Source organism: Pseudomonas sp. SLBN-26, from assembly GCF_006715895.1.
GTDB classification, from domain to species: domain Bacteria; phylum Pseudomonadota; class Gammaproteobacteria; order Pseudomonadales; family Pseudomonadaceae; genus Metapseudomonas; species Metapseudomonas otitidis.
Map to the genome: position 1 here is coordinate 1959169 of NZ_VFOB01000001.1, position 17210 is coordinate 1976378.

Consider the following 17210-nt stretch of genomic DNA (forward strand, 5'->3'; position numbering starts at 1 on the left):
CCCTCCCATGTCCACCGTCGTCGCCCTCGACCGCCTGTTCAACGAGCGCCGCCTCTGGCGCGGCCAGGCCACGCCCGCTGCACCTGCCAGCCGCTACCCCAGCGGGCACGCCGCGCTGGACGCCGTACTGCCTGGCGGCGGCTGGCCGGAAGCGGCCCTGAGCGAGTTGCTGGTGAGCCTGCCCGGTGTCGGCGAACTGAGCCTGCTGCTGCCCACCCTTGCCCGCCTCAGCCAGGCCGGTGAGCGCATCGTCCTGGTGGGGCCGCCCCACCTGCCCTACCCGCCCGCCTGGCAGGCCGCCGGAGTGGACCTGGGTCAGCTCATCCTGGTCCAGGCCCAGGGCCGGGATGCCCTGTGGGCCGCCGAGCAGTGCCTGCGCTCCGGCAGCTGCGGCGCCGTGCTGACCTGGCCGGACCGGGCCGACGACCGCGCCCTGCGTCGCCTGCAGGTGGCCGCCGAAAGCGGCCAGACCCTGGCCTTCGCCTACCGCTCCCTGGGGGAAGCCCAGAACCCCTCGCCCGCCGCCCTGCGCCTGGCCATCGAAGCCAACCCGGCGCGCCTGCGGGTGATCAAGTGCCGGGGCGGCCAGCCCAGTGCCCGACCGATCCCGCTGGATGCGCGGGTGGGACCCTGACCGTGCGCTGGGCCTGCATCCTCTTGCCCCAGTTGGCGCTGGACGGCGTGCTGCGCGGCCGGGATGACCGCCAGACGCCGCTGGCGCTGCTCACCGGTCCCGCCCAGCGGCGCATCTTGCAGGCGGTCAACGAGCCGGCGCGGGCCCTGGGGCTGCGCCCAGGGATGGCCCTGAGCGCCGCCCAGGCCCTGGCCTCCGGCTTCGAGCAGGCCGAGTACGACACCGAGTCCATCGAGCGCTGGCGCCTGTTCCTCGCCGCCTGGGCCTACGGCTTCAGCTCCCAGGTCAGCCTGCACTACCCACGCTGCCTGCTGCTGGAGGTGCACAGCAGCCTGGGCCTGTTCGGCCCCTGGCCACGCTTCGAGGCCCGCTTGCGGGCCGAGCTGCAAGCCCTGGGCTTTCGCCACCGCATCACCCTGGCGCCCAACCCGGCGGCTGCACGCGCCCTGGCCAACGTGCACGACGGCCTGGCCGTGGACGACCCGGCCCTGCCCTCGGCCATCGGCGCGCTGCCGCTCGCCCGCATCGGCCTGGAGCCGTCGCAGGCCACCGCCCTGGCCCGCATGGGCCTGCGCCAGGTGGCGCAGGTGCTGGCCCTGCCGCGCAACGAACTGGCACGGCGCTTCCCGGACGGGGTGCTGCAGCACCTCGACACCCTGCTCGGCCGACAGCCCCAGGCGCTGGCCTTCTACCGCCCGGCGGACCGCTTCAGCACCCGCATCGAGCTGAACTTCGAGGTGGAGTCCGCCCAGGCTCTGCTCTTCCCCCTGCGCCGCATGACCGCCGACCTGGCTGCCTACCTGGCCAGCCGCGACCAGGGGGTGCAGCGCTTCAGCCTGTACCTGGAACACCGCACGGGCGCGCCGACCCTCGTCGAGGTGGGCCTGCTGAATGCCGAACGCGAGGCGGCCCTGCTGCTGGAATTCGCCCGCGGCCGCCTGGAGGCCCTGCAACTGCCCGGCCCGGTCATCGCCCTGCGCCTGGACGCGGAAGACCTGCCGGCCTTCGTGCCGGACCGTTACAGCCTGTTCGATGACCGCCCCCAGCAGAGCCTCGGCTGGGAGCAACTGCGCGAACGCCTGCGCGCGCGCCTGGGCGACGACGCCGTGCAGGGCCTGATGACCCAGGCCGACCACCGCCCCGAACGGGCCTGGCGCCCGTGCTTCGTGCCCCTGGCGACCCCGCTGCCGGCCACGGGGCCACGCCCGGCCTGGCTGCTGGCCGCGCCCCAGCCCCTGCCGGAGGGCTCGGTGCGCCTGCTGGGCGGGCCCGAGCGCATCGAGTCCGGCTGGTGGGACGGTGACGACATCCGCCGCGACTACTACCGCGTGCTGACCCACCGGGGCCAGCAGGGCTGGGCCTTTCGTCCGCTGGGTGAAACAGGCCCGCTGCAGTTGCAGGGCTGGTTCGCATGAGCGCGCCGGACTACGCCGAGCTGCACTGCCTGTCCAACTTCAGCTTCCAGCGCGGTGCCTCCAGCGCAGCGGAACTCTTCGAGCGCGCCCGGCAACTGGGCTACCGCGCCCTGGCGATCACCGACGAATGCACCCTGGCCGGTGCCGTGCGGGCCTGGCAGGCCGCCAAGGCCACGGACGTGGCGCTGATCCTCGGCAGCGAGCTGCAAGGGCCCGACGGCGAGCGCCTGGTGCTGCTGGTGGAGGACATCGCCGGCTACCAGGCGCTGTGCCAGTTGATCACCCGCGCCCGCCGACGCGCGCAGAAAGGCGACTACCGCCTGCTGGACGCGGACTTCGAAGTGCCCCTGGAGGGGTTGCTGGCGATCTGGCTGCCCAAGCCGACCAGTTGCCCCGAGGCCGGCCAGCGCTGGCTGGCGCGCTTCCCCGGCCGGCTGTGGCTGGGCGTCGAGCTGCACCGGGGGGCGGACGACGACGTCCGGCTGCAACGTCACCTTCACCTGGCCCGCCAGCTGGCGATACCGGCGGTAGCCTGTGGCGACGTGCACATGCATGCCCGGGGCCGGCGCGCCCTGCAGGACTGCATGACCGCCATCCGCCATCACCTGCCTGTCGCCGAGGCCGGGGCACGGCTGTTCCCCAACGGGGAGCGGCACCTGCGCCGCCGCGAGGAGCTGGCCGCGCTCTACCCGCCCGAGCTGATGGCCGAGACCCTGCGCATCGCCGAACGCTGCCGCTTCGACCTGGGCCAATTGAAGTACCACTACCCCCGCGAGCTGGTGCCGGAGGGCCATACACCCGCCACCTGGCTGCGCCAGCTGGTGGAAGACGGCGCGCGCTGGCGCTGGCCAGACGGTGCCAGCGAGAAGGTCCGTACCCAGGTCGAGCATGAGCTGGCCCTGATCACCGAGCTGGGCTACGAAAGCTACTTCCTCACCGTCCACGACATCGTCCGCTTCGCCCGGGAGCAGGCCATCCTCTGCCAGGGCCGAGGCTCGGCGGCCAACTCGGTGGTGTGCTTCGTGCTCGGCATCACCGAGCTGGACCCGGCCCACAGTCGGCTGCTGTTCGAGCGCTTTCTCTCCCGCGAGCGCAAGGAGCCGCCGGACATCGATGTCGACTTCGAGCACGAGCGCCGGGAAGAGGTCATCCAGTACGTGTTCCGCCGCTACGGCCGTGATCGGGCCGCGCTGACCGCCGTGGTCAACACCTACCACGCCGCCGGTGCGGTGCGTGACGTGGCCAAGGCCCTCGGGCTGCCGGCCGATGCCATCAACGCCCTGGCCACCTGCTGCGGCCGCTGGAGCGACCACCTGCCCACCGAGGCGCGCCTGCGCGAGGCGGGCTTCGACCCGGGCAGCCCGCTGCTGCACCGCACCCTGGTGCTGTGCGGCGAGCTGATCGGCTTCCCCCGTCACCTGTCCCAGCACCCGGGAGGCTTCGTCATCTCCGAGCACCCGCTGCCGACGCTGGTGCCGGTGGAGAACGCCAGCATGGCCGAGCGCACGGTGATCCAGTGGGACAAGGACGACCTCGATGCCGTCGGCCTGCTCAAGGTGGACGTACTGGCCCTGGGCATGCTCAGCGCCCTGCGCCGCTGCTTCGACCTGCTGGCCGCCTACCGGGGCCAGCGCTGGACCCTGGCCAGCCTGCCCCGGGAAGACGCGGCCACCTACGCGATGATCAGCAAGGCCGACACCGTCGGGGTCTTCCAGATCGAGTCGCGTGCGCAGATGGCCATGTTGCCGCGCCTGCGGCCGCAGACCTTCTACGACCTGGTGATCCAGGTGGCCATCGTCCGCCCCGGCCCGATCCAGGGCGACATGGTCCACCCTTACCTGCGGCGGCGTAACGGCGAGGAAAAGGTGGAGTACCCCTCCAAGGAGCTGATCCCGGTCTTCGAGCGAACCCTGGGGGTGCCGCTGTTCCAGGAGCAGGTCATGGAGCTGGCGGTGGTGGCGGCGGAATACACCCCCGGGGAAGCGGACCAGTTGCGCCGGGCCATGGCTGCCTGGAAACGTCATGGCGGGCTGGAGCCGCACCGCATCCGGCTGACCGAGCGGATGCTGAAGAAGGGCTACACCCCCGAGTTCACCGCGCGCATCTTCGAGCAGATCAAGGGCTTCGGCAGCTATGGCTTTCCCGAGTCCCACGCGGCCAGCTTCGCCCTGCTCACCTACGCCAGTTGCTGGCTCAAGTGCCACGAGCCGGCGGTCTACGCCTGCGCCCTGGTGAACAGCTGGCCGATGGGCTTCTACAGCCCCGACCAGGTGCTGCAGGACGCGCGCCGCCACGGCATCCGCGTGCGCCCGGTGGACGTGCGCTACAGCGACTGGGACTGCAGCCTGGAGGACGAAGGCGAGCCGCAGCCGGCCATCCGTCTCGGCCTGCGCCTGGTGAAAGGCTTCCGTCAGGACGACGCCGAGGCCATCGGACAGGCACGCCGGCAAGCCCCCTTCCAGGACGTGACCGACCTCTGCCTGCGCGCCCGCCTGGATGGCCGCGCCCGTGAGCGGCTGGCCGATGCCGGCGCCCTGCGGGCCCTCGCCGGGCACCGTCACCGCGCGCGCTGGGCCATCGCCGCCGTGGAGCCGCAGCTGCCGCTGTTCGCCGCCCTGCCCGCTCCGATCGAAGCGCCGGTGGCCCTGCCGCTGCCCAGCGTCGGCGAGAACCTGATGGCCGACTACGCCACCCTCGGCACCACCCTGGGCCCCCACCCGCTGACGCTGCTGCGCGGCGCCCTGCGTGCCCAGCGCTGCCGCAGTTCGCGGGAGCTGGCCGAGGTGGAATCGGGGCGCCCCATCAGCGTCGCGGGCCTGGTGGTCGGTCGGCAGCGCCCGCAAACCGCCAGCGGAGTGACCTTCGTCACCCTGGAGGACGAGTTCGGCATGATCAACGTGGTGGTCTGGCGCGACCTGGCCGAACGCCAGCGCCAGGCCTTGCTGGGCTCGCAGCTGATGCGGGTGGACGGTCGCTTCGAGTGTGCGGACGGGGTGCGCCACGTGATCGCCGGACGCCTGCGGGACCTGTCCGAGCTGTTGACCGGGCTGGATGTGCGCAGCCGGGACTTCCACTGAGCAGAAGCCCGGCTGGAGCGATGGCGCCCCGTGAAGGGGCGCCGAACGGATCAGTCGGTGCCGTACTTCGGCGAACGCGGACCGTAGAGCAGGCCACCGTTGTAACCGGTGGAAAGCAGCCGGGCACTGGTGATGCCGGCGATGGGATAGGCGGCATCCTCGACGGAGCTGTTGATGATCTGCTTGACGGCTGCGGTGACCAGCATGCCGACCAGGCCGCCCCCGTTGTTGTTGTTGCCCTCCTCGCTGGAGGCACTGGCCGAGCCGGTCCACAGGGTGGTGCCGGTCTTCAGGTCCACCAGACGGGCGCTGGCGGTGACGATGGCGGCACTGCTGAACACCATGTACTGGGTGCCGTACTGGGTGACGGTGATGTACAGCGCCGCATCGGCCCCGTAGACCTCATGCAGCTTGGCCGGCGGCAGCTGGTGGATGTCGCCCGGGGAAGTCAGGCCGTTCTGGCGGAAGGTCTCGTCCACCAGGGCCACCGGCAGCACGTAGTAACCGGCCTCGGCCAGCGGGTAGGTGACCTGGGACATCATGCCGTAGGTGGCCTTGACGTCCGGCGACTCGTTCAGCGGCGGCAGCACCAGGATCGAGCGCGGACGGGCTTCCTTGTAGGCGGAGTAATCAACGCTCTTCTGGGTCGATGCGCAGCCGGTGACCAAGGCGCCGAGGACGCAGCAGACCAGCAGTCGGGACAGGTGGCGAAGGCTCATTGCGCACCTCCCTTGGCGTTCTTCAGCAGCATGTCCATGTAGGTGGCGGACTCGGGGAACAGCGCCTTCTCGGTCTCGAACTCACGCACCATCTGGTCATCCTTGCCGATGCTGGAATACAGCAGGCCGAGCTGGGCGTGGTAGCCCGGCGGCACGGCGCCGTTCTTGGCCTTGATCTTCTGCAGGTCGGCTTCCAGCGCCTCCACCTGGGCTTCCTTGGACTCGCCCTTGAAGTACTGGTTGACCTGGGTCTGGTAACCCTCCCACTGGTAGAGGGTCTTGGGCCCGCTGCAGCCGGCCAACATGGCGCTCGCCAGCAGCAGTGCGGCAAGCGAGGTGTTCATCGGTTTCATTGCATGACGTCCTTGTTTCAGTTCTGCGGTTTCCAGGCGCCGCTGTCGACGGCCGCGACCAGCTTGTTGACGGCTTCGCGCATGGCCAGGTCGAGCACCTTGCCGTTGAGGGTGGAGTCGTAGCTGGCAGTGCCGCCGAAGCCGATCACTTCACGGTTGGACAGGGCGTATTCGCCCGCACCCTGGGTGGAATAGACGACTTCGGAGGTGGAGATGTTGACGATGTTCAGCGCCACCTTGGCGTAGGCGATCTGGGTCTTGCCACGGCCAAGGATGCCGAACAGCTGGTGATCGCCCACTTCCTTGCGGCCGAACTCGGTGACATCACCGGTCACCACGTAGTCGGCCCCCTTCAGGCGCTGGGCCTGGCCCTTGATGGCGGCTTCCTGCTGGATCTCGCTCATGTTGTCGCGGTCCAGCACGTTGAAGCGGTTGGTCTGCTGCAGGTGGGTGATGAGGATGGTCTTGGCCTGGCCGCCGAGGCGGTCGACGCCGTCGGAGAAGATGCCGCGCATGTAGCTGGAGCGGTTGTCGAACTTGCCGACGGCGATGGGTGCGCGCGGGCCGCTGTAGGGACGGTTGACGCTTTCGACCTGCTGCACCGCGACGGCGGTGGAGGTTTCGGTGGCGCAGCCGGACAGGCCGGCCAGGGCCATGGCTGCCAGGACCGGCAGCAGGGCACGCTTCGAGACGATGCTCATGGAGACTCTCCTTGTTTTAAAAGCCAAGGCCTTCGCCACCGGCAGACCGGGCGAAGGCCGAAATAATGAGGGGGAGCGGCCGCAACCGGCTCATCGGGCAGGACGCGCCAACGAGGGTGCGATCAATAACGGAGAAAGGCGTGAAAAACGACGACATCCGATGTCCTGCGACTGCGACAACTCCTGGATTCACCCCGCCGCCAGTGGGTTGCAGGGCAAGGCCTGGGCCGGGCGCGCGGAGATTAATGGCATTTGGCCTTTACGCGCAGCACCCGCCGACGGACGGCTTGATAGCACGGTTTGCGGGGTGTTGTCGCGGGTGACGCGGCAGTACTGTGACGGACTTGCCGGCGCGGCATCGCGTGGTCGGAAATCTCCGTGCTAGGATCGCGCGCCGCGCGCAATGCCTGTTGCGTTATCCGGAAAGATTCAGGGACGAATGCATGAAAATCGGAACGTTTATCAAAGTCGGTGCCTGGACAGCAGCCCTGTTCTTCGGCGTGAAGGAAATCCTGACCTTGCAAAGCTGGACCGAAACCAGTGCGACGGTCACGACCATTTCCTACTCGCGCCACTCCGACTCGAAGCGCCTGGGCGGCGGCTACTACACCGTCTTTATCGATGTGGCCTATGAAGTAAATGGCACCCGCTACACCGACCGCAGCAGCACCGACATCAGCCTTGCCAGCCTGCAGACCTATCTAAAACTGTACAAACCTGGGACCCGGATGAAACTCAAGTACGACCCCAAGGAGCCTTGGGAGTCGGAAGTCATCACGCCAGGCTGGCGGGGCTGAGCACCTCCTCCAGAGGCTTGGCGAAGCGGCTCGCTCCTTCCGACTCACCACCATCCCCACCCTTCACAGATCGATTGCCCAGTCTGCGACTATGCTTGCCGACGAGGTAATCCGCTGGACAACAAGGAGATGGAACGATGAGAAAGACAATGCATGTGCTGGCCGGAACCGCACTGATCCTGATGAGCGCCGGCGCATCGGCCAGTGATGTCGGCTTCGGGATCGGCATCAGCTACGTGTTTGGCGAAGGCCCTGCCCTGGGGATCAAGGCCTTCTCGAACGACGAGGACAACGAAGCCGTTGTCTCGGTAGGCCTCGATTACGTGTTCTCCAGTCAGTCGATCCGTCCGAACATCGGCGTCGGCTACCAGGGCGAAGGCTATTACGGCGATGCCAACGTGGGTTACTCGCTGGAGAAACAGACCGTGGACTTCGGACTGGGCGGCGGCTGGTCCAATTCCGACGACCACAAGAAACACCGATCCGAGCCGGCGCCCCCGCCCGTGCTTATCTGACCAGCGCCCCGCACGTAAACTCTCCCTGGGCCCGGCGTCGAGCCCAGGACACACCGAAAAGCCCGCCATTGAGCGGGCTTTGCATCAGCGCCAACTGCCAGACTGCTGGACCAACGGCGAAGTGTTGGACGCATCCTTGCAGGCGCGATAAGCGATGGCCTGGGATTTTTCGTCAGGCTTGACCGGAAACCCGGCCTCCTCTCCGTTGTATCCCCACTCGCCCAACGCGCAATCGACCCACAAAACCTCCGTGCCGCCGCTTCCATTGTCGAGTTCTATCACCGCCTGGGACTCCGCCAGCAGCTCGACCGAGACCACCTTCAGCCCGCCGCCGAGCAGTTCCTCTGCAGACGCAGCGACAGGAATCAGAGCCGCCGCAACAGCCACCAAGAGCACAATACGCATCGATCACCCCTCCATGGTCTGGAGCGATGACTGTAGTAGAGCGCCGCCCATGCAGATGCTGCCTAACGAGATAAAGCGCGAATCGCGCTCTCACGACGAGAGGCTTGCTCCAAGAAGCTGCTTTCAATCGATGACTCAGGATTCTTGATAAACTGCGCACCCTTCGCGCCAGACACGGATCTGAGCGGTGCAACCCACACTGCCGTCTTTCCGTTTCCGTGAGTGATCGTGCCCATTTCCCTATTTGCTACACGGCGAATTTGACTTGCTACCTGTAGCGAGCGCGGCCCGACAACCATCGGAAACGGGGTAAAACGGGCAGAAATCAGACGTCCCCAAATGCCTCTAGAATCAAGCTCTACGCCAGTAACCACGCGCCCTGCGCTGTCCCGCCGCTTCTCCGTGGCGCCGATGATGGATCGGAATGTTTTTTCTATTTTTATCTTTAAAATCAAATAGTTAAAAACATAAAAAGCTTTCATGTAGCAAATTTGTAGCAGACAAACTCAAAACACTTCGAACAGAGTCCCTGGCGCGTTTGGTGTTTGCCAGCGCCTGTAGCGTCATTACAAGGAGGTTTCATGCGTCACGTCATATATCTAGCAGCCTTGACCCTGACCTTGAGCGGCTGCTTGCATCCCCAGAAAAGACCCCCCTCCTCTAGCCACCGATGCACCGGCTGCATGTTTCTCCAAGCCGCAATGTGACGTGATGTGGAGCGAAGCGGCGGTGCAACTTCAAAGCCTGACAAGGAAGAAGCTCGAAATTCATAACGACACGTTCATGGCGACTTTTGAGAAGGGCGGCTCAGGCGTGATGAGTGGAATGGCTCGCAAGGTGCCCATGCCTGATGGCAGTACCGCCTTCTTCGCAAAATTCACATGCTACTCCTGCCAGGAGCTCGACCTGCTTGCGCTCAATTTGTTCATTCGTGACCTCAAGACCGCAGGAGAGAGATTCGGCCCGACGACGCTTGACGGGCGCTTCATTAATGATCAGTCGATGGAAGACAACCACCTGTCGCCTGATGGTCAATCGATCCCCATGAGCCGATAGGCACGGTCCATATGCGCACAGCACTTCTAGTTGTAGGTATCGCTCTCTTCTCCGGCTGCTCATCATCGCCGCCCAAGCCGTATGTGATACCTCCGATGACTCCAGAGCAGAAAGCGGCTAAAGCAGCGGCCTTGGCCGAACTGCTATACAAACCACCGGCTCACTATTCACTCATCCCGCCCGCCTGCCTTGGTTGCAACCTCGGGGAACTGGCAGCGCACAACGAGAAGATAAAGTACCAAGCCGAAGCTGCAGTTATGCCCGCGCAGTTGCGCAGCCAAGGCTGGACGGTTATTGACTGTGACGTGGAGCCGGAGGTTTGCAGGACGGCAGGCCATGCCCCCAGCAAGTGCGATGAGTTTCCGCAACTGTGCAAGCGCGAAGAGGGGCGGTAATACGGATAGATAGCAGGCAACTGTTAGTCGCTCTTCGACCCCTTGTAGAAGTGGGACCACGCCAAGCCACTGAACCCCAAAATACCTGCTACCAAACTACCGTTTTCCTTCATGGCTACGTACAAGCCCAATAGTCCAAACGGTTGAAGTTCCGGCTTTCCTTCCACCAACACAATGTGCGCTCCTGCTTGCCACAAGACGTACAAGGCAAAAGCGGCAAACCCAACAGTAATGCCGCCCCAAACAAACATTCCAATGTCCCTCAGCGCCATGCCAAGCCCTCCCAGATAATGGTTTGACCGGTATAGCTCAAGGCCAGCATCCATGCACCGTCACGCCACTGATCTACCCTTCCAATAGTTGCTTGAAGGAGGATGCAATGTGCGGTCGCGTTGTTCAGGCAATGACTTGGGCGGAGATTCATCACCTGCTGAAAATCCACAGCGAGCCGCCGGCCCAGGCAGAGCCACGCTACAACGTCGCGCCCACCACCCAGGTGCAGATGGTGCTGCTACTCGTGGCAAGCGCCAGGCTAGCGCCGGTGCGCTGGAGGTGGCTGCCACACTGGGCGTGAGCATTCCCCCCCAAATATTTACTTCAGCCACTTTGTCTGGATTCAAGCCCCCAAGAACTAGGCCGGCTAAAAATAAGCAAAATATCCAAAATCCAAATCAGCTTATGTGTCATGCTGACTTTCTACAGAAGGAGAGAAAGCATGAAAGACTCAAGAATAAGTGTTGGTCAAATTTGGGGTGACGACATACCTAATCGCATCCGCGCAAATGGTTACGACTCATTATTTTGCGTTTATGTAGGACTAAAGCTCGAAGCAGTATTTGTGAGCCTAGAAGAACTGAACAAATTTCTGCCCTACATAGAGAACGAAATAGTCGGCAGCTTCAATGGAACAACAGGCCACCCGCCAATAGCCACCCCCTTGATATCATAAATTAAAATAATCAACCACCCGTCAGCTTTAGCTACTTATATCAATCAAGAGGGGATAGTCTGAAATCTCACAAACGGAGAAACAAAATGAAAAGCCAAATGCAAGATCAAGGCAATGGGAAAGTGAATCAGGACAAAGCGGATGCCAAGGAGAAAGCTGGCCAGCATGAGAAAGGGCAAGATGCCGAAAAGGCCAAGCCCGCCCCTCAGGAACAGCAATACAAGGCAGCCCAACCCAAAGGAACAACCCGTTGATTAAATAGCGGGGTTAAAGTCTCGAGACCCAGCCTAGGCTGGGTTTTCATTTATCGGCTGCGCCCCAAGGCAACGGTGGCAGCATAAGATACTCGGCGCCTGGCGGCTCGCAGGGTGCGGCACCTAAAAGTGCTGCAAGCCTTGCAGAATCTGGCGGGAAAAACATATGACTCCCCCCAGAGACTCGATGAATCCCAATAAGAAAAGGCTCTTTCGACTCAGGCATCAGTGCTCGCTGCCTCATACGTAGGCCTTTTATCTCTCTGTATATGGCGTTTCCGAACCCCAAATTTATCTGGCACCAACTCACAGTATCCACAATCACCCCCAACACTTATTTATTGGCAAGGGCAAATATCTGACCAAAGCCTTAACAACTGCGCACGGCCTCCCTTCCAGCCTACATACCGCAGTTGACTCCAAGGATATTGGCATACGGAACAGCTTCAAAAATCCAATGGCGCTCCGCTCTCACGGCTCATTACTCGATAGTTAGAACATCTTCCGCATGAATCCCTCTCGCTCCATTACCGATCAAAAAAGATACGCGCTGACCTTCTATCAACGTCTTATACCCCTCCCCTTTGATCTGCTTGTAATGAACAAAGATATCCGGCCCCTCTTGGCAAGATATAAAACCGAAACCCTTATCAGCACTAAACCAAAGAACCACTCCAACTTGACGTAAAAACATACACCCTCCGCGACTATAAGTAGACACAAAGACATAGAGCAGACTGATTGCGAAGAATAGGGGACCGAGAAGATAGCTAATAACGCGCAAGCACCTGGGCGGTGCCGCTAAACTGAGCAGGCAGCTACACCAGCATACAGGGTCAGCCGCCCAAAGCCACAAATTTAAAAAATATATTTTCGAAAAAGAAAATAACTAGATCTCTCCAAATAGAGAAGGCTTATATCAAAACACCATTTCCATATTCGTCTTGAAATAAGAGACAGGCCTGCTCAAGATAGCTTTCAACACAAGCCAATGATCGTTCAGACGGAGGTTTATCGTGGGCATGCCTCGCTTCAACTGCCTGTAACTTAGCGACACGCACACACGCCGCCGCCAGCTCCCTCTCAAGCAGGAAGCAGCAGGCATTTTGCGTGGTCCTACAGCTTATCGAGATTGGCGCGCATGAAGTTCTGCAGTTGGCGGTGCTGCTTCATGAAGGAGGTGCCATCCTTGATAATCGACAAGGTCTTGTGATGGGAGCCCTCAAGGCTGATCAACGGGATACAGGTAACGTCCAGCCAGATCAGACTCGAATCGCCCCGCACTGCTTGAACATACCCCTGCCTTTTCTCGGTGATGGGGAAATTACCCAGCAAATTTCTGAAGGTTGCTTTCTCTTCACCCCGCACGAGTAACTGGCTGCAGTGGTAACCGCAGAGCTGCCGGGCGTTGTAGGCAAGCATCAAGCAAAGCGTCGAACTGACCTCCGTTATCACCCCAGTACTGTCTGTATAGAGAATCGCCAACGTCTGCTTAATCGCATCCATAACGTCCGAATCATTCACTGCGTCGGCATATGAAATTGGCTCGTAGCCCATGATCGCCCCAGTTGCCTCCCCCACGGCTGATGGTCTTTTCAGTATGGATCCGCTTCGCTTCCACTGCCTGTGACCTAGCGACACGCATTCGACGCCGCCACCAGTTCCCGCTCATATCCGATACGCTGCCGTCTTTCGGCCAGTAGTGCCCTGACTTTCACCTCCAGTGAGTCACCCACCCCCAGCGTCGATGCTGCCCAGGGCGGCACGGCCACCTCCTCAACCCGGCACGGCACCGCCACCGGGACCTCTACGCGCACAATGCGCGGCTCGGCTTCCTGCCGGCCGGCGCACCCCGCCAGCGCGCAACCAATTCCCACCACCACGATTCCCAGCCTCATAGACTCAGCTCCCGGTTGATCACTGCCTCGGCCGCGGCGCACTGGTCCCCGCCGATCCGCTCCTGCTGCAGCCGCTGGGCGGCGGCGTAGTCGCCGGCAGCGGCCTGGCGCGCCTCCTGCTGGGCCTGGACGGCGGCCTGCAGCCGCTGCTCAGCCTCGGCGCGTAACTGGGCCACCCGGTCGTTCTGCTCGCCCACGGCGCTCTCCAGATCCTGGCGCGCCTGCTGGCACCGCACAGCCCTGGCCTGTGCTTCGTCCAGCAGCGGGCGATAGTGCTGGGCTGCCAGCCAGGCTCCACCAGCAGCGGCGAGCAGCAGCGCCACGCCGGATAGCACCAGGCGCAGCGGTACCGAGGCGATCACGACAACACCGCCCGGGCGCGATCCCACAGCAGGCGCCGCTCGGCGCGTCCGTTCTGGCCGCCGTTGATGCGCTGGGTGATGTCGTCGAACCGGCTGGCGTCGGCCAGGAGATTCAGCCCGGCATCCGCCCAGAACCACACCGCCGACAGCGCCGCATGCTCTGGCCGTTCGAGCAGCTCGGGCTGCTCTACCAGAGGCAGGTCCAGTGCACGACCGCACCGCTGGTACTGTGTTCGCCCGGTGATTTGGAACAGCCCCCGGCCACGGTACCGCCAGCCGTCACCGGAGGCGGCCGGGCCGTTGCCCATTCGATTGCCGTAGACCGCATTGGCGATGGCCTCGGGCTGGCGTTCCAGGCGCAGGGCCAGCCCGTTAGGCACGCGCTGGCGAGCGGTCGGGTCCACGGCGAAGCGGCCGGGCCAGGTATTGGCGAGGCCTGCGGCGCCGTAGTTGAGGTTCTCCACCAGCCGGGTCAGCTCGGCGCTCTCGTGCCCGGCCTGGGCCAGGAACGCGGCCAGACGCACGCGGCTGATGATGTCGTACCGGGCCGCCGCTCGGTTGATGGCGGAAACGAAAACGCCCGCGTTTCGGCGGGCGTTCGGGAGGATCTGCAGCAGCTGCTGCTCGGTGATGATGGGCATGCGCCCTCCTTTCAGCTTCGCCGGACCCGCAGGCCCGAACGCAGGATTGTCATCTGAGACGGCGCCCCTCCGCTGGATTTGAACAGGCGGATGGCGTTGCCGACGGTGATGGATGAGGCACGAACCTCGCTGTAGTGGAGGTCGGTCGTGTCGATGAGCAGGACCCCGTTCAACGTGACCTGCAGGCGGTACACGCCCGGCCCCTCGGGCAGGCAACGTGCCTGCAGGGTGGCGGCCTCCCCGGCCACGGGCGGGATGGCGGTGTCGACGAAGACGCTGTTCCGGCCGGCATCCCGGTAGGAGAGCAACCAGCGGCCGCCGTTGACGTTGTCCGTGTAGCTGCAATACAGCCCGCCTGCGGACTGCGTGAACAGGGTCATGAGGGCGGTGTACCGGTTGTAGGCATTGGAGAGCGTCGGCAGGACGCAGGCGGTAAATGCCGCCCACCCATCCGTCGCGCCTGGGCGCCAGACCTGGTTGCGCTCCAGGGAGTGCAGGGTCAGCGCGGCTTGGCCGGCCGCAGTGGAGCCGGTGGTCAGCCGCATGAAGATCGGCGTCCCCAGGAACTCCAGCCCGGCGCCGGTGCCGGACTGGGTCAGGCTGGCCTGGGGATGGTAGAGGCTGCTCTGCACGCCCATGGCCGCCGGGGTCAGGTGCGGCAGCGACAGCACCTCGCCCAGCTGCAGGTCGTTGAAGTACACCCCGTTGCCCTCGCCGAAGGGGTACGTGAGGAAGGTGTCAAGGGTGAGCGCGGCAGGCCCTGCAGGGCCAACCGGCCCGGGGATGCCCGGCGGGCCCTGGCCACCGGCAGCGATGGCCACCCCGGCGACGCGGGTCGGCTCCACCACCACAGCCACGGGCTGGGCCAGGGCGACGACGGCCGGGGTATCAGCAGCCATGGGCGCACCCTCCTCCGCTGTTCACCAGCACCTGGCCGGCCACCCAGCGGTTCACGGTGCCGTCGGGGTGGGTGATGGTCAGGTCCCATTCACCGCGCGCCCAGGTGATGGCGGCGGTCTGCTCGGCGGTGAGGATCAGCAGCACCCGGCCGAGGCCCTGGAGCTGTACGCCGCCGTTGCCCTGGGTCAGCAGGATGGGGGCGGCGCCCTCGCCCCGGATCTCGGCGCGGATCTCGCAGCCGGTCAGGTCCACCGGGAGGCGGTAGACCAGCAGGCCACCGGCGGCGGTGCGCCCCTGGCCGGCCAGGTCGTTGAACTCCAGGGTGTCGGGGTCCACCACGTGGGCCAGGCGCCCGGGGCTTCGGGCCTTGTCCTGGTTGAGGTCGGGCCAGTTGGGCACGCCCTCGCACCACACCAGCCAGTCCCCGGGCAGGCCGTGGGCGGGCACCTGCAGGCGCACCGGGGCGGTGCCGGCCAGGCCGGTGATTGGGCGGTACTGGTAAACGGGCTGCATCAGCAGCAGTGGCTGCTGCAGCGTGGCGCCCGGGATGACGGGCAGGTCTAGGCGGGCCGGCGTCATGCTGGCTACTCCTCGAATGCAGGTGGTGAAGCGGGGCGATCAGCCCCAGTGGCCGCTCGCGTACCAGACGCCGGTGCGGGGGTCGCAGCGGAAGCGGGCGTGATGGCCGGGGGCGCTCAGTTCGATGGGGCCGGTGGGGTACAGCGAGGCGCCGGCAGCGGGCTCGAAACGCCAGGTCCTGGCATTGCCGGCCGTGACGGTCACCTCGACGAACAGGTCGGGGTCGCCGCCCAGCTGGTCGATGCCGTTGTCGCTGTAGGCCGTGCGGACGGTGTCGTTGAAGCCGGCCGGCAGCTGGACGACCAGGGTGTCCGCCGTGGTGTCGTTCAGGTAGTGGTGCTGCTGAATCACCCGCTCGCTGATGGCAAAGCCGCCGTTCGCGTAGCCGCACTCCATCTCATGCCAGGCCGCTCCCCAGGTGCCCCATACGTTCGGCACCACGGTTCGGCTGGGGTTTTTCATGGCGTCCACCCAGGCCGTATCCAGCGGGTCGACTGCTAGCTGCCAGGCGTAGCCGGTGGCGGTTCGCTCCAGCACGTAGCGGCCACGGCCGGATGGCGGGGCCGGCGAGGCGGTGAACGCACGCAGGGCAAAGGGGGCGGCGAGGCCGCCCATCAGTTGCAGCTCCACGCCACCCGGTCGCAGCAAGTCGGCGGCGCTGATGGTGCTACCGCTGCCACTCTCCCCACCGCCGGCCAGGTCGATCAGGATCGGCTGCGGGTGGAGGGTGACGGTCCCCTGCCCTTGCCCCGATGTCAGGTAGCCCACTACCAGGATGGTGGCGACCTGCAGGTCCTCGGCGGTGGCGGGGACCTCCCCGGCCGGGCCGCGCCCGTTGAGGTACGCGCCGCCCACGGTGACGCCGAACGAGGGCCCGGGCCCACCGCCCAGCAGGCAGACCGGGGCGCCAACCCAGTCATCCAGCGTCCCGGCCGGTAGCGCGCCGGTGTCGGCCTTGAGGTCCACCAGGCTGCAGGTGCCGCCCACCAGCACCTGCACCGGGGCGCCTTCCGCCGCGCCGGTCGTGAGCACGCGCCCGACCAGGTAGCCGGGCAACAGGCCGAGGCCGCTGCCGATGTCTTCCTCCAGCAGGTAGGCATAGCGGTCGGTATGGCCGGGGGTATTGGTGTCGCCGCCGACCGGGTACAGCCCCACCAGTTCGCCACCTTCGGTGGTGGCGGGGCTGCCCCACAGGGCGGTGACGGTGTAGGCGCTGGACGCCCCGGCCCCGGCCCCGGCGCTGGCCGCCAGGGCGTTGGCGACGCCGGCGGTCCAGCGGGCGGAGATACGGGTGCCGGCGGGCCAGGCCTGGGCGGCGGTGCCTTCCTGGGCGCGCTGCACGGTGAGCACGCCCCCGGCGATGGCGTCGACCCGGACGATCTCGCCGCTGTCGTCGTCGCCGGCATCGTCGGCGGTCAGGGTAAGGACGTAGTAATCGCCGCCCGTCAGGTTGCCCAGGGCGGCGGCCTTGTCGGCTTCGACAGTCAGGGTCAGGCCGGCCGGGCCGAGGGGCGCCTGCAGGCGGGCCGCCCAGTTGTTGATGAGCAGGGGTCGTGCCAC

Annotated in this window: 22 protein-coding genes; 9 read left to right on the forward strand and 13 right to left on the reverse strand. The window is 65.1% G+C overall.

What is annotated here, in order from left to right:
- Positions 1-7: 7 nt before the first annotated feature.
- Genes imuA through FBY21_RS09000 form a run of 3 tightly spaced genes read left to right on the forward strand, consistent with a single transcriptional unit; the run spans position 8 to position 5126 of the window.
- Complete coding sequence (gene imuA, locus FBY21_RS08990; protein ID WP_142010432.1) at positions 8-634, forward strand: translesion DNA synthesis-associated protein ImuA; 627 nt, start codon at positions 8-10, stop codon at positions 632-634.
- Positions 635-636: 2 nt separating this feature from the next.
- Complete coding sequence (locus FBY21_RS08995; protein WP_142010435.1) at positions 637-2049, forward strand: Y-family DNA polymerase; 1413 nt, start codon at positions 637-639, stop codon at positions 2047-2049.
- Complete coding sequence (locus FBY21_RS09000; RefSeq protein WP_142010437.1) at positions 2046-5126, forward strand: error-prone DNA polymerase; 3081 nt, start codon at positions 2046-2048, stop codon at positions 5124-5126. Before FBY21_RS08995 ends, FBY21_RS09000 begins: the two co-directional genes overlap by 4 nt.
- 50 nt (positions 5127-5176) lie before the next feature.
- On the opposite strand, the gene FBY21_RS09005 is transcribed toward FBY21_RS09000, so the two are convergent.
- Genes FBY21_RS09005 through FBY21_RS09015 form a run of 3 tightly spaced genes read right to left on the reverse strand, consistent with a single transcriptional unit; the run spans position 5177 to position 6899 of the window.
- Complete coding sequence (locus FBY21_RS09005; RefSeq protein ID WP_044404210.1) at positions 5177-5845, reverse strand: DUF799 domain-containing protein; 669 nt, start codon at positions 5843-5845, stop codon at positions 5177-5179.
- Complete coding sequence (locus FBY21_RS09010; RefSeq protein WP_044404236.1) at positions 5842-6189, reverse strand: DUF4810 domain-containing protein; 348 nt, start codon at positions 6187-6189, stop codon at positions 5842-5844. Before FBY21_RS09010 ends, FBY21_RS09005 begins: the two co-directional genes overlap by 4 nt.
- 26 nt (positions 6190-6215) lie before the next feature.
- On the reverse strand, positions 6216-6899 hold the full coding sequence (locus FBY21_RS09015; protein ID WP_044404206.1) for a CsgG/HfaB family protein: 684 nt from the start codon (positions 6897-6899) through the stop codon (positions 6216-6218).
- A 443-nt stretch (positions 6900-7342) separates the two neighbouring features.
- On the opposite strand from FBY21_RS09015, the gene FBY21_RS09020 reads away from it, so the two are divergent.
- Both FBY21_RS09020 and FBY21_RS09025 read left to right on the forward strand, forming a co-directional pair.
- The gene (locus tag FBY21_RS09020; RefSeq protein ID WP_044404204.1) at positions 7343-7696 is read left to right on the forward strand and encodes a DUF3592 domain-containing protein; all 354 of its coding nucleotides are present in this window, start codon (positions 7343-7345) and stop codon (positions 7694-7696) included.
- Between the two features lie 137 nt (positions 7697-7833).
- Complete coding sequence (locus tag FBY21_RS09025; protein WP_142010440.1) at positions 7834-8211, forward strand: hypothetical protein; 378 nt, start codon at positions 7834-7836, stop codon at positions 8209-8211.
- Between the two features lie 84 nt (positions 8212-8295).
- Here FBY21_RS09025 and FBY21_RS09030 read toward each other — a convergent pair whose 3' ends face one another.
- The gene (locus tag FBY21_RS09030) at positions 8296-8616 is read right to left on the reverse strand and encodes a hypothetical protein (RefSeq protein WP_142010442.1); all 321 of its coding nucleotides are present in this window, start codon (positions 8614-8616) and stop codon (positions 8296-8298) included.
- A 62-nt stretch (positions 8617-8678) separates the two neighbouring features.
- Complete coding sequence (locus FBY21_RS29390; protein ID WP_160158585.1) at positions 8679-9098, reverse strand: hypothetical protein; 420 nt, start codon at positions 9096-9098, stop codon at positions 8679-8681.
- A gap of 229 nt (positions 9099-9327) precedes the next feature.
- Here FBY21_RS29390 and FBY21_RS09035 point away from each other — a divergent pair, with 229 nt between their 5' ends.
- The 4 genes from FBY21_RS09035 to FBY21_RS29395 all read left to right on the forward strand — a co-directional run bounded on the left by FBY21_RS09035 (position 9328) and on the right by FBY21_RS29395 (position 11270).
- Complete coding sequence (locus tag FBY21_RS09035; RefSeq protein WP_142010444.1) at positions 9328-9672, forward strand: hypothetical protein; 345 nt, start codon at positions 9328-9330, stop codon at positions 9670-9672.
- Positions 9673-10446: 774 nt separating this feature from the next.
- A complete protein-coding gene (locus tag FBY21_RS30230; protein WP_142010446.1) occupies positions 10447-10641 on the forward strand; it encodes an SOS response-associated peptidase family protein in 195 nt (64 codons plus the stop codon).
- Positions 10642-10782: 141 nt separating this feature from the next.
- Positions 10783-11016: a hypothetical protein gene (locus FBY21_RS09045; RefSeq protein WP_142010449.1), complete on the forward strand. Its 234-nt coding sequence runs from the start codon at positions 10783-10785 to the stop codon at positions 11014-11016.
- A gap of 86 nt (positions 11017-11102) precedes the next feature.
- Positions 11103-11270, forward strand: a complete 168-nt coding sequence (locus tag FBY21_RS29395; RefSeq protein ID WP_160158586.1) for a hypothetical protein — start codon at positions 11103-11105, stop codon at positions 11268-11270.
- A gap of 481 nt (positions 11271-11751) precedes the next feature.
- Here the strand turns inward: FBY21_RS29395 and FBY21_RS09050 are convergent, their stop codons facing one another.
- The 8 genes from FBY21_RS09050 to FBY21_RS09085 form a co-directional block, all read right to left on the reverse strand.
- Positions 11752-11964, reverse strand: coding sequence for a cold shock domain-containing protein (locus FBY21_RS09050; protein ID WP_142010451.1), 213 nt, complete (start codon positions 11962-11964; stop codon positions 11752-11754).
- Between the two features lie 422 nt (positions 11965-12386).
- Positions 12387-12827, reverse strand: a complete 441-nt coding sequence (locus tag FBY21_RS09055) for a PAS domain-containing protein (protein WP_142010453.1) — start codon at positions 12825-12827, stop codon at positions 12387-12389.
- Positions 12828-12901: 74 nt separating this feature from the next.
- A complete protein-coding gene (locus tag FBY21_RS29905; protein ID WP_142010456.1) occupies positions 12902-13168 on the reverse strand; it encodes a hypothetical protein in 267 nt (88 codons plus the stop codon).
- Positions 13165-13530 (reverse strand): hypothetical protein, encoded by a 366-nt coding sequence (locus FBY21_RS09065; RefSeq protein WP_142010458.1) that lies wholly within the window; start codon positions 13528-13530, stop codon positions 13165-13167. Before FBY21_RS09065 ends, FBY21_RS29905 begins: the two co-directional genes overlap by 4 nt.
- Positions 13527-14171 carry a glycoside hydrolase family 19 protein gene (locus FBY21_RS09070; RefSeq protein ID WP_142010461.1) on the reverse strand — a complete coding sequence of 215 codons (645 nt, stop codon included), beginning with the start codon at positions 14169-14171 and terminating at the stop codon, positions 13527-13529. The genes FBY21_RS09065 and FBY21_RS09070 overlap by 4 nt, the downstream gene beginning before the upstream one ends.
- Positions 14172-14182: 11 nt before the next feature.
- Positions 14183-15070, reverse strand: coding sequence for a hypothetical protein (locus FBY21_RS09075; RefSeq protein ID WP_142010463.1), 888 nt, complete (start codon positions 15068-15070; stop codon positions 14183-14185).
- Positions 15060-15650: a hypothetical protein gene (locus tag FBY21_RS09080; RefSeq protein ID WP_142010465.1), complete on the reverse strand. Its 591-nt coding sequence runs from the start codon at positions 15648-15650 to the stop codon at positions 15060-15062. The genes FBY21_RS09075 and FBY21_RS09080 overlap by 11 nt, the downstream gene beginning before the upstream one ends.
- A 39-nt stretch (positions 15651-15689) precedes the next feature.
- Positions 15690-17210, reverse strand: coding sequence for a hypothetical protein (locus tag FBY21_RS09085; protein ID WP_142010469.1), 1521 nt, complete (start codon positions 17208-17210; stop codon positions 15690-15692).